We start from the raw sequence: 13091 nt of genomic DNA on the forward strand, positions 1-13091 counted from the left end.
TACGTCTTTTTTACCCCTTTAACATATGATATAATGTAACTAATTACTCTTGTGTGTGTAATTAGCTAAGTATCTAGAAGGGTTTGTGTAGTTGTAAGGAGCGTACACAGTTGAAAAAAGGTTACATCAAACTAATTGCAGCCGTTGTACTCGGCATTGCTATTATTGGTGGCGGAATCTACGGGGTATATACCCTCTTATCATCCAATACAGCGACAATTTTATATCGCTCTACCGTAGAGGACAAAATCAACGCGCTTCGACCTTATATCAATGCATTGGATGCGTATAATTCTTACAGCGTAGCCTACGAGAGCCAATTACAGCCAACCCTTGAAGAACTTCGAAACGGTACACACAACACAACGGTTACCTTACCGAAATATAAGGACTTAAAACAAGCTTTAGAAGAAGCAAAGCAGGAAAGTCCTACCGCCTACGAGGATGTAAATCAGGCAACAAATGACGTGCTTGCCCTTTTAGATCAAATCATTCCGATTGCGGACCAACTGCAAGTCTATTACGTAGCGAGAACCTACGAAAAAGATAATTACAAGGGCAGCGATGAATTAGCCGCTCAATACGTACCGTTGGCGGAACAGTTTAATGCCGCTTACAATGCATTAGATCTCGCTTTGGATAATCGTAACAATCAACTCTACAAGGAACGTATGGGTGAATTCCAAGAGGAAAAACGGGAAAATGCGGTAAACTTTATCGAACTCAACCTTATCACAGCACAGACGATCAACCTTATCGACCCGGACGGAAACACCGACACACAAAAGGTCGAATCCAACTTACAACAGATTACACAACGCATCAATAAATTACAACCAGGCTCAACGCCGAGCACACAGGCCGCTGTGAAAGCATATCAGGATTCCACAAAGGAATTCGTTGCGGAGGCACGGAACTACATCATTATCAATTCATCTTACGGCGAAGCATACACCCAGTTGTTTATAAAATATAACAAGATGGTGAGCAAAGCCAACTCCGTTAACATGAATGATCTTGATATAACCGAAAAAGCAAGAAATGAAGAATAAGCCGAGTCCGATTATCGTCGGAGTCGGCATTATTAATTTAAATACTGAAATAAAAAATAAACCTCCTAAGGTAAGCCTCGGGAGGTTTATTTATATTCTGACTATTCACAGGAATTTATTTTCAGCTCATTTTCGTTTCAAATCTTTCGTAATTATATAATACTCAGCAGGAGAAATAGCGATACCGTCAATCTTATTATTCCCTACCACATTGATATTCGGATACGCCAGAAAAAGGGCTACGCTATTGTCGAGCATCAATTGTTGTGCATTGATAACTGCGTTGCGGCGCACCGTCGGATCATCGGAGCTTTCAGCAAGGGCTAAGAGTTCATCAAATCGTGCATTGGAAAATCCCGTACCGTTATTTTCACTGCCGGTCCCCCAATATTGTTTCAGGAACCACACGGGCTGCCCCGTATTAGATGTCACTATGCTGGATAAAATCATGTCATAATCGCCGGACTGCGCAATCGAATCCACCACGGTATAATCCATGATTTTGATTTGCACATCAATACCGATTTTCTTGTAATCCGCCTGCAACGCCTCCGCATATAGAGGCAATTCAGGACGGGATGCATAGGTATAAAGCGTCAATACGAGGTTCTCCCCGTCTTTATCGACGATACCGTCCCCATTCGTATCACGATACCCGTCGCGAGCCAACAATTTCTTCGCACATTCCACATTATATGCATTCGGATCGCGCAACTGATTAAATCCATAGTCCACCGATGGCGGCAACGGTGCTTTCCCGGGTGTGAAAGTCCCCTTCATAAGGGTTTTCGCATATTCCTCACGAGGGGCTGCACTGATAAGAGCGCTGCGAAGATTGGCACTCTTCAACACACCTTTTTGGCTCATACGCACCATCAAATCTCGCAATGATGCGGTTTCATAGACCGTAAAATTCTTGTCATTCTTAAAGGTCTCGTATTCGCCGGGACCGATATTGACGGCCATGTCCACATCGCCGGACTGTAACGCCATCGCGCGCGTATTCGCATCATTGATGGCAGGAACCTCTACTCTACTGAATCCGGCCTTGCCATCCCAGTAATTTTCGTTACGTTTAAGTACCGCCCGTTCCTTCGTAAACGATTCCACTTCATAGGGACCTGTCGCTATCGGACCGTCCTTGCTGATATCACGCCCCTGTTCCTCTGCGGTCACATCGATAATGAGGAATAGAGGATCTCCTAACAAATTAGGCAAATTATAATAGGGCTTGTCCGTCTTAATCGTGAGCTCCTGCCCCTTTGCAGTTATCTCCGTGTAATTAAAAAAAGTTTTAGCGCGATTACTCTTTTTAAAAGTTCGCTCCAGCGATGCTTTCACCGCCTCAGCCGTCAATCGATTGCCGTTAGAGAATTTCACCTTGTCATTGATGTTGAAAGTCCAGGTCAGTTTATCATCCCCCTGTTTCCATGATGTTGCAAGCCACGGTTTCACCTGCATGGAATCATCAAACTTAACGAGTGTTTCACCGATACCGTAGCGAACCACCACCCAGCTGAAATAATCCGCCGTCGGCTCTAATGTGCTGGCAAACCCGATAGTGCCCACTTTAAGGACATCACCGGAGCCCGACTCCGACTGATTCATACAACCCGTGGTACCAAGCACCATGATACCCAATGCAGCACCTATCAATAAAGCCTTACTAAATCCTTTCATCTACGCACCTTCCTTTTCGCACATATCTATGTATATAACTTCATATGAACATACATCTATATACCCATATGGGTATACTAAATCTATTCAAATATACTATATTCCAAGGATTTACACAATGTAAATTTATGAATATTTGTACAAAAAATCCCCTTTACTGGTTGTCCAGTAAAGGGGGGACATATCAAAGAGGGCTTTCACCATGCTCTTATTCTGCTACGCTATCCATCGTCAACGGTTTATGGTCCTGTCCGATTTCAAAAATGGAGCTCAACAACACCTTCGTATACGGATGTTTCGCATCAGCCAGATGGAACGCATCCAGTTCCTCCACGATAGTACCTTTATACATGACTACAACCTTGTGACACATAGTACGGATGAAGGCAATATCATGGGCGATAAATAGATATGTCAGGTTTTTCTTTTTCTGCAATCGCGCTAACAGATACGCGATGGAATCCTGTACGGATACGTCAAGGGCACTTGTCGCTTCATCGAGAACGAGAATTTCCGGCTCCAATACGATAGCACGGGCAATCGCTACGCGTTGACGCTGACCGCCGGACATTTCATGAGGATAGCGATACATAAACTCACGCGGTAAATCTACCATTTCCAGGTAATCACCGGCAATCTGTTCCTCTTGTCCCTTTTCAAGCAGACCGAAGTTATACAGAGGCTCCAGAATAATGTCCTTTACTTTCATGCGCGGATTAAACGCTGCTGACGGATCCTGAAATACCATTTGAATCTTTTGACGATATTGTTTCGTCTGCTCCCGATTCATATGCTGAATTTCAACACCGTCCACATAAATTTCGCCTTCCGTAATAGGAAGCATCTTCATGATCATGCGCACCAACGTAGTTTTACCGGAGCCGGATTCCCCTACAATGCCCATGGACTGACCTTTTTCGAGCGTGATATTGATATCTTTACACGCCTCGAGCTCGCCGCCGGTCGGCAAAGGAAAGCGCTTACATACATGTTTTAATTCTATTGCATAATCAGTCAATGTAACGGCCTCCTCCCAATGTCGGTACCGCATCCTTCAACTGTTTCGTGTATTCATTGGATGGGTTTTCCAGGATATCCTGTGGCGTTCCCGCATCGACGACACGGCCTTTTTTCATAACGAGGATATAATCAGACATATACGCGGCTACACCGAGGTTATGCGTTACCATGACGATTGCCGAATTATGTTTTTTTGAAAGCTCAAGCATTTGCATTACCACCTGAGATTGTGTCGTCACATCAAGCGCCGATGTAGGTTCATCACCGATGAGAAGTACCGGATCCAACGCCAGAGCCATAGCGATTCCCACGCGTTGACGTTGACCGCCGGATAACTCATGAGGGTAACGTTTCAACATATCCCCCCCGTCAGGCAAAGATACGGACGCTAACAACTCAATAGCGCGCCGGTCGCATTCATCATCAGTAATATCTATATGCGCTTTAAACAGCTCACGAAACTGCTTTCCAATACGCACGATAGGATCCAATGCGCTACCGCTGTCCTGAAATATCATGGCCATATCTTTACCGCGTATAGACCGCCATTCTGATTTGGATAGGATGCGAAGATCATGACCGTTAAACACCATCGTTCCGTCCGTCACTTCTCCGCCCACCGGCAACAATCCCATAAGGGCCCGAATCACGGTAGTCTTACCGGATCCGGATTCCCCTACGATGGTTAACACCTTGCCGCGTTCCAAGGTAAAGTTTACATCCATAACAGCAGGCACACCTTGATACGCGATGCTAAGGTTTTCTACAGTAAGTACGTTTTCTGCCATTACAGCTCCTCATTATTTCGTAATTTTATTTGTAATCCAGTAGTAATCACTTGGGTACATAACAGCACCTTTCAAGTAAGAACCGGTTACGATATTAGTTTTTGGATACCCCAAGAACAATGCCGCACCGTCATTCATCAACAATTGTTGGATTTTAATAGCATAATCACGACGTTTAGCAGGGTCAAATTCGGTTTCTGCCGCATCTAACAATTGATCAACCTCTGGATTGGAATAACCGGAACCATTTTGAGGATTGGAACCATTGATATTGGTATGCCAGTAGTTCGCCAAGAACCAGATCGGGTCGCCCGTATTCGCCGTTACGATATTGGAAATAAGCATATCATAATCGCCGTCTTGACCCATTTTATCGATCAAGTTATAGTCAACAGTCTTGATTTTCATATCGATCCCCACTTTTTTGAGGTCCGCTTGTACAGCTTCCGCATAAAGTGGCAACTCAGCACGAGAGTTATATACAACAAAGTTGAATGTCAACGGTTTACCGTCTTTATCAAGGACACCGTCACCGTCAGTATCTTTCCAGCCGTCTTCCGCTAATAATTGTTTTGCCCGTTCCACATTATATGCATTAGGGTCTTTCAAATCATTGAAACCGTAATCCATGGATGGTGGAATTGGAGCGGAACCCGGAATAAATGTTCCTTTTAACAATACATCCGCATAGTTTTTGCGGTCCGTTGCGGAAATAACAGCAGCACGAACCTTGTCATCACCAAGGATACCACGTTGATTAATACGCGCCAATACTACGCGAAGAGATGCGATTTCATCTACCTTAAACTTATCGTTGCCTTGGAACAAACCGATTTCGCCGGGGCCGATGTTAACAGCCATGTCCACATCACCGGACTGCAAGCTCATAGCGCGCGTATTCGGATCATCGATGGATGGGATTTCTACAGTCTTGAACGGTACTTCACCATCCCAGTAATTTTCGTTTGCCACCATTTCAGCGCGTTCCTTCGTGAAAGATTTCACTACGTATGGACCGGTACCGATTGGACCTTCTTTAGCAAAGTTACGGCCGTCCTTTTCAGACTGTACATCGACGATGAGGAACAATGGATCCGCCAAAAGGCCGGGCATGTTAGGATATTCCTTATCCGTCTTGATGATCAATTGTTGACCGTTCGCTTCAATGGAATCATACTTGAAGAATGTTTTAGCGCGGTTGGATTTTTCAAAAGCGCGTTCAATGGATGCTTTTACAGCGGCCGCATCAACCTTTTTGCCGTTAGAGAATTTTACCTTGTCATTGATTGTGAAAGTCCAGGTTTTCTTATCGTCAGATACTTCCCATTTGGAGGCAATCCATGGCTGCGGCTTCATTTGTTCGTCGAATTTCGTCAACGTTTCGCCCACACCGTAACGCATAACAACCCATGCGAAGAAGTTTTCAGTCGGTTCCAATGTGGATGCGAAGTTTGTAACGGCTACTTTCAACGTATCCTTGTTCTCGGCGCCTTTATTATCAGCACCGCAACCGGCAATGAAGGAACCCATCATCACAATGCTAAGGCCTGTTATGAGGGCCTTTTTCCAAGATTTTTTCATGTAAATCTCCTTGTACAATTACAACATATAAAATATCACCATACCACGCTATGGGTGGTAGTAATGGTAAAACCATGTTAGAGTCCGTCCGCCACAGGACGGTTCTTTCACAGAATATATTTCGGATTTTTCCTGAATATACCTTAAGCTAAAATTTATCCCTGATTCTTAGGATCCACTACGTCACGTAGCGAGTCGGACCAGAGATTGAAGATAGCTACGACGAGCAAAATGGACATCCCCGGAAACACCATAAGCCATGGGCTCGTCTGTAAATATTGACGCCCCTCATTGAGCATAAGGCCCCATTCCGGAGTCGGCGGCTGCGCACCGAAACCGAGGAAGGATAACCCCGCAACCTCAATCATGATAGCACCGATATCGAGAGCACCGGTCGTTACGACAAGTGGTAATATATTCGGAATGATATGACGTCTGAGAATGGTTCCCGTAGAGGCCCCCATCATAACCGCCGCCGTTACATATTCCTCACCGCGTACTTTCAGCGTAAGAGAACGCACGATACGCGCATATTTCGCCCAGCCTACGACGGACAAAGCGAGAATGGTGTTTACAATACTACCGCCCAAAATACCGGCGATAGCAATCGCCAATACAACACCAGGGAAGGATAACATGATATCCGCCATACGCATGAGGACGATTTCGATTTTTCCGCCGAAATAGCCTGCCACCGCTCCTATAACGGTACCGATTGTCACCATGATAACAACGATAGACACGCCCATGAAGAGAGACAACTGCGTACCGTAAATGATACGGGACAATACGTCACGGCCCAGCTTATCCGTGCCGAACCAGTACTGCGCACTCGGCGCCTGCAGGGCCTGACTCATATTCGATGTGAAAGCATCGCCCGGTGCAAGCCATGGTGCAAAGATAGCGATGAACACGACAATAAGCATCAGCATACTGTAGAAAGAGAACAATTTATGTTTTTGAATAAATTCTGTCATTATGCTCTCTCCCGTTTCAATCTAGGATCCAATAGGATATACGATGCATCTACTAAAGCGTTGATGCACATATAAGCTAATGCAACCCACAACACAAAGCCTTCAATCAGCGGATAATCGCGCATGGTGATGGCATAAATCGCCATATTCCCGAGGCCAGGCCAGGAAAATACCATTTCCACTACGGCTACACCGCCTAAAAGCCATCCGATAAGCACGCCTAAGATGGTAATCAACGGAAGCAATGCATTCGGCAAGATATGACCGAATAAAATTTTAACTTCGCTGACACCACGAGCACGAGCTCCGATGACGTAATCCTTCTGCATTTCCTCCAGGATGACAAGACGTACTTGCCTCATGTACTTGGAACCTACCACTACGGCCAATGTAATTGCCGGGAGAATGACCCCCGTTGCCGTTACACGGGACGATGCGATCGGAACCAGACCTAACTTAAGACCAAAAATGTAGATTAACACTAGGCCCAACCAGAATGTCGGCATAGAGATACCTACAAAGGAAGCAAATCTGAGCAGATAGTCTATCCATTTATTCCGATTAAGAGCACTCACAATCCCTGCCGGCAGTGCATACAGCAATGTAAATACTAAGGCTGTTCCCGCGAGGGCTACCGTCCCCGGCAAAGCCTCCAGCATGCGATCCACCACCGGTTTTTTAGAGGAATAACTCATCCCCAAATCGCCGTGCGCCGCATTGACAACCCAATTCGCATACTGCACCAGAAACGGCTTATCGAGCCCCAACTGTGCTCGCGTTTCATCAATCGTTTCCTGAGATACAATCGTATCCGCCGTTTCCAATAACATCGTTACCGGATCACCGGGGGCTAAATAGGTTAGACAAAATGTCAAGAATGTAATGCCAAACAAGGTCACAATAAACTGACCGAGCTGTTTGGCAATGCGTTTGCCCATAGGCACCTCCTAAACTCTCCAAAACCCGAAATACCATCGATACATGAATAACTCTATAAGTGCTCCTCCAAGCTACTGCATTCTAATATCTCCTATCTCCATAATTTTATTGTTTTGCAATATGGAGGCCTCCACACACGTTGAGGTCTACAGGGAACTATGCACAAAAAAAGGCTAGCCAGCCTGACTAACCTCAACAGGAAATACCATATACAATATACCATTCCTTTAGAGCAGGCTTTCTGACTTATGATTCATCGCAACATCTCGGCCTTCCCAGTTCCCCAGTGACCCTATAATGAAACCTTGCTCCTCATTACAGCTATTTGCATAGTATGGGATTCACACCCATTTTCCTCTTTTACGCTCGGTATACACCGACACTCATTAGTTTATTCATTTTTATCGATTATAAATATACTATATTTATACTTAGTTTACAATACACATACCCCCTATGGGTACAAAGCATGCATCAAGGCACAAAAAAGAGGCCGTTACAGTAGTAACAGCCTCCAAAAGACGAGAGTTTAATCAATACTTTGTTGTAAACCGACCTGGCGGCGATGTAGCCATGCTTTGCGAACCATATAGGTTACAAAGCCGATGCCGATAGCAATAGCGCTGCTCATCATAGCATCCACGCCACATGCGTAAATTGCATACAAGCAGTATGCCACGCCAAACATCGCAACCGGTGCGAATCTTTTAACTTTCACCTCTGCAGCGCCCTCCTGTCGCATCATAGTCGTTACCGCTAAGATACACAACACATAAGGGAACACATTAGTTACAACGGCCAAGTTTACAAGATTTTCAAATTGCTGACGAAGGGAATCATCTGCCGTAAATAATGTAATCGCCGTTTCAATAGCTAACAAGATAAAGACGCCACGCACGGGAGCATCCTTGCTGTTCACACGAGCGAACACCTTAGGGAAATAACCGTGCTCCGCGCAGCTTTTAAAAACACGAGACAAAGTGAACTGCCAGCACAACAATGCGCCGAAGCAGGAAATCACCATAGCCGCCATTACGATATCAGCCACCGTATCATTGAACATGTATACGAAGGTCAAACCGAATGGTGCGTTAGAGTTCAAGAGATCAACGTTAGGCACGATACCGGCCATCACGTTAGTGGACAAGATGTAAATCACCGCCACTGCTAATGTGCCCGCTACAGTCGCAATAGGCACGTTTTTCTTTGGATTCTCTACAGCATCAGCATTCGCTGCAGCAGATTCAAATCCTAGGAAGCCCCACAATGTCAATGCAATAGATTGTTTGATTGCATCAAAGAACGGCAAGTCGTTTGGATTCCATGCCGCCATATAAGTGTCAGGGTTGAACCAGAACCAACCGAGGGTTCCGATTACAAGGACCGGGACGATAGCGCCCCAAATAGTAAGGTTGCTTAATTGGCCGGTGAAGCGATTACCGCGGAAATTCAAAATCGCCGCGAACCATAGCAATACGATTGCCGCTTCACTCATTTGAATGGCATTAAGATCAACCCCAAAGAAAACTGCGCCATAACCGACTGCAGATACTGCAATGGCTATATTAGCAATGATAAGCGATATGCTGTAAGCATAATTCGCCATAAAATGTCCAGTTTTACCGAAGCGGTATTCTGCATAGCCGCCCACGCCGCCACGTTTTGTGGAGAACATACCCGCTTGAGCAAAAATATACGCCAATACCAGCGCACCCACAGCTGTCACGAGCCAAGATAAAACTGAAATAGTACCAACTTGAGCCAAATTAGTCGGTAACATAATGATCCCAGCTCCTAGCATATTGGCTGCTACCATTGTGGTTAGCTGGAATACAGACATTTTTTTAGCGGTGGTTTTCATGTATCAATCCCCTTTCGTAAGGTGAATTTTTTCTCGTCCATAATTCACTTGTACTATATATACCGCTAAGTAAATCCAGTTCGTGCTGTGATGGGCTTGAATGTGGATTTACCGTTTTTATTCTTAATACGACTCCAATAATATCACCTATGAGTTCAAAATGAAAGTACTTTATTGACGGACATGTCATATTACACGAATTGAATAAATCATATATAATTTAACATGTAAAATGAACTGAATTTATTTTAATGATGACAATATATATTTTTACCCTATTTTATCCTGTGTCTATATGTAATTTTTCCTATCTATGACGGTTATGGTATCGTGGTACAAGACTATCACTTTATACAGTCCACTACACGCGAACACAAAATCACACCATTTTTATAGTACATTCTCACTTACAATACATAACAGTTTCAGCAAACAAAAAGCCAATATATACATAGGTCCATAATGATTCCCTTAACGGCAAATCAACGCTTATGTATATATCGGCTTTATAAATTTTTCAGCTATACTGATGAATCATATTATTCCTGTACGGATTCAACAATGGCCTTCCAGTCCGCAATTTGTTTTTCTTCTGCGGCGATAACGGCTTTCCCGTTATTCCGTTGCCGCTCCACACAGTCCGGTGCGGTACCGGAGTAGTTGTTACGTCCCGCTATGCAGGCTTCAATAGAGATGGCATCTAAAATATCCGCATCAAAGTGATGAGAGATGGCTTTGAAATCCTCTACGGATAAATCGAGGAGAACACAGCCTTTTTCGATACAATGATGTACGGCCTTGCCCACGATTTCGTGAGCTTCACGGAACGGAACACCTTTTTTCGCAAGGTAATCCGCCATATCCGTCGCATTGGAGAAATCGTCATCAAGGACGGCTTTCATATGAGCACCGTTTACCTTCATCCCCCGAATCATAGCCGCATTGATGGATAATGCAAAGTGAACCGTATCAATGACATCAAAGATACCCTCTTTATCCTCCTGCATATCCTTGTTGTACGTCAACGGCAAACCTTTGAGGGTCGTTAGCAACCCTAACAGATGTCCATAGGTACGACCTGTTTTGCCGCGCACCAGTTCACATACGTCTGGATTTTTCTTTTGCGGCATGATACTGGAGCCCGTGCAGTGCGCATCGTCCAATTCAATAAAATTGAACTCATTGGTGGACCATAAAATCAGCTCCTCGCTGAGACGGCTCAAGTGCATCATCACGAGAGACGCGAAGGACAAAAATTCCACTACGTAATCACGGTCGGATACGGCATCCATACTGTTCTCATAAATACGGGAAAACCCCAATAGCTCCTGTGTATACGTCTGATCAATACCGTACGTAGAACCCGCTAATGCACCCGCCCCGAGAGGCATGATATCGGCATGCTTAAAGACCGTCAGCAAACGGTCAAAATCGCGTTCCAACATGGAAAAATACGCCATCATGTGATGTCCGAACAGCACCGGTTGCGCCCGTTGCAAATGAGTATACCCCGGCATGATTACGTCGCTGTATTTCTCCGCCGTTTCGATGAGCGCCTTTTGCATATCCACGATGAGTTCGCCCATTTCCACAACGGCCTTGCGCACGTACATATGCAAATCCACCGCACATTGATCATTACGACTACGACCCGTATGCAAACGACCGCCCGCTTCACCGATATCGTCGGTGAGGCGCTTTTCAATATTCATATGAATATCTTCAAGGGCTACGGAAAACGGAAACTCACCCTTATCGATTTGCCCCTTTATCTTCGTTAAGCCCGCCACAATTGCATCCCGATCCGCGTCGGAGATAATATGTTGTTTAGCCAGCATTTTCGCATGTGCCTTACTGCCGGCAATATCTTCGGCGTACATCCGAGCGTCAAAAGCGATAGAGGATGTAAAATCCTCTACCGCTTTATCCGTGCCCTTTGTGAAACGCCCGCCCCACAATTTAGCCATTATAAACCTGCCTTTTCTTTCATCAACGCATTAATTTTAAGAGGTAAACCGAACAGGTTGATAAATCCGGCCGCATCAGCCTGATCATATACATCATCCTCTTCGAATGTTACGAAATCTTCGCTGTACAAGGAATATGGAGAGGTGCTGCCTGCAGAAATGATATTGCCTTTGTACAATTTGAGTTTCACATCGCCTGTCACCGTCTTCTGCGTTTCATCCACAAATGCCTGCAACGCGTTCATCAACGGCGCAAACCACATGCCGTCATACACGAGTTCCGCATACTTGTTCGCAATGAGTTCTTTATAGTGATACGTCGCTCTGTCGAGGCAAAGGTATTCCAATTCTCTATGCGCATACATGATGATAGATCCGCCCGGATTTTCATAAACGCCACGGGATTTCATACCTACCAATCTGTTTTCCACGATATCTACGACGCCGACGCCATAATGAGCGCCGATTTCATTGAGTTTTTCCAACAATTGTAACGGTGTGCCTTTTTCACCGTCTACGGCTACCGGTACGCCTTCTTTGAAAGTAACCGTCACAAAACCGGCTTCATCAGGGGCCTGTTCCGGAGTATGCGTCACCAAATACACATCATCTTTAGGCGCATTTGCTGGATTTTCAAGATCGCCGCCTTCGTGAGATAAATGCCATACGTTTTGGTCCATCGAATACGGATGCGTTTTAGTCGCCACTACAGGGATATTATGCTTTGCCGCATATTCCATGCAGTCCGTACGGGATTTCAAATCCCATTCCCGCCATGGCGCGATAATTTTCAAGTTCGGTGCAAGGGCTTTGATAGCCAATTCAAACCGCACCTGATCGTTACCTTTGCCGGTCGCACCATGAGCAACCGCATCGGCGCCTTCTTTAGTGGCGATATTAACCAGAATTTTACCGATTAAAGGTCTCGCAAAGGATGTTCCGAGCAAATATTTACCTTCGTACACGGCACCGGCTTTCACAGTAGGCCATACATATTCTTTAACAAATTCCTCCTTCGCATCGACGATATACGCCTTGGACGCGCCGGACGCGATGGCCTTTTTCTCAACAGCATCGAAATCCTCAGGCTGCCCCAAATCAACGCACACAGCGATAACTTCGCAACCGTAATTTTCCTTAAGCCAAGGAATGATAACAGATGTGTCCAACCCACCAGAATACGCGAGTACTACTTTGTTTGCTTTGCCCATGATAACACCTCATAA

At 45.1% G+C, this 13091-nt stretch carries 10 protein-coding genes and 1 riboswitch; of the genes, 1 reads left to right on the plus strand and 9 read right to left on the minus strand.

Annotated features, from left to right (window positions below; all coding sequences use genetic code 11):
- Window positions 1-110: 110 nt before the first annotated feature.
- Complete coding sequence (locus CKV62_RS08155; protein ID WP_095066467.1) at window positions 111-1052, plus strand: YiiG family protein; 942 nt, start codon at window positions 111-113, stop codon at window positions 1050-1052.
- A 126-nt stretch (window positions 1053-1178) separates the two neighbouring features.
- On the opposite strand, the gene CKV62_RS08160 is transcribed toward CKV62_RS08155, so the two are convergent.
- From CKV62_RS08160 to CKV62_RS08200, 9 genes are all read right to left on the minus strand, one after another.
- Window positions 1179-2732 (minus strand): ABC transporter substrate-binding protein, encoded by a 1554-nt coding sequence (locus CKV62_RS08160; protein ID WP_095066468.1) that lies wholly within the window; start codon window positions 2730-2732, stop codon window positions 1179-1181.
- A 208-nt stretch (window positions 2733-2940) separates the two neighbouring features.
- Window positions 2941-3750 (minus strand): ABC transporter ATP-binding protein, encoded by an 810-nt coding sequence (locus CKV62_RS08165; RefSeq protein WP_095066469.1) that lies wholly within the window; start codon window positions 3748-3750, stop codon window positions 2941-2943.
- The gene (locus CKV62_RS08170; RefSeq protein ID WP_095066470.1) at window positions 3743-4540 is read right to left on the minus strand and encodes an ABC transporter ATP-binding protein; all 798 of its coding nucleotides are present in this window, start codon (window positions 4538-4540) and stop codon (window positions 3743-3745) included. Before CKV62_RS08170 ends, CKV62_RS08165 begins: the two co-directional genes overlap by 8 nt.
- Window positions 4541-4552: 12 nt before the next feature.
- On the minus strand, window positions 4553-6121 hold the full coding sequence (locus tag CKV62_RS08175; RefSeq protein ID WP_095066471.1) for an ABC transporter substrate-binding protein: 1569 nt from the start codon (window positions 6119-6121) through the stop codon (window positions 4553-4555).
- Between the two features lie 155 nt (window positions 6122-6276).
- Window positions 6277-7098, minus strand: coding sequence for a nickel transporter permease (gene nikC, locus CKV62_RS08180; RefSeq protein WP_095066472.1), 822 nt, complete (start codon window positions 7096-7098; stop codon window positions 6277-6279).
- Complete coding sequence (gene nikB / locus CKV62_RS08185; RefSeq protein WP_095066473.1) at window positions 7098-8036, minus strand: nickel ABC transporter permease; 939 nt, start codon at window positions 8034-8036, stop codon at window positions 7098-7100. The genes nikC and nikB overlap by 1 nt, the downstream gene beginning before the upstream one ends.
- 215 nt (window positions 8037-8251) lie before the next feature.
- A riboswitch (cobalamin riboswitch) is annotated at window positions 8252-8437 on the minus strand.
- A 129-nt stretch (window positions 8438-8566) separates the two neighbouring features.
- Window positions 8567-9898, minus strand: a complete 1332-nt coding sequence (gene potE, locus CKV62_RS08190; protein ID WP_095066474.1) for a putrescine-ornithine antiporter — start codon at window positions 9896-9898, stop codon at window positions 8567-8569.
- A 539-nt stretch (window positions 9899-10437) separates the two neighbouring features.
- Window positions 10438-11865 (minus strand): argininosuccinate lyase, encoded by a 1428-nt coding sequence (argH, locus tag CKV62_RS08195; RefSeq protein WP_095066475.1) that lies wholly within the window; start codon window positions 11863-11865, stop codon window positions 10438-10440.
- A complete protein-coding gene (locus CKV62_RS08200) occupies window positions 11865-13076 on the minus strand; it encodes an argininosuccinate synthase (RefSeq protein ID WP_054674335.1) in 1212 nt (403 codons plus the stop codon). The genes argH and CKV62_RS08200 overlap by 1 nt, the downstream gene beginning before the upstream one ends.
- Between the last annotated feature and the right edge of the window lie 15 nt (window positions 13077-13091).

Origin of the sequence: Veillonella rodentium, assembly GCF_900187285.1 — a bacterium.
Classification (GTDB): Bacteria; Bacillota; Negativicutes; order Veillonellales; family Veillonellaceae; genus Veillonella; species Veillonella rodentium.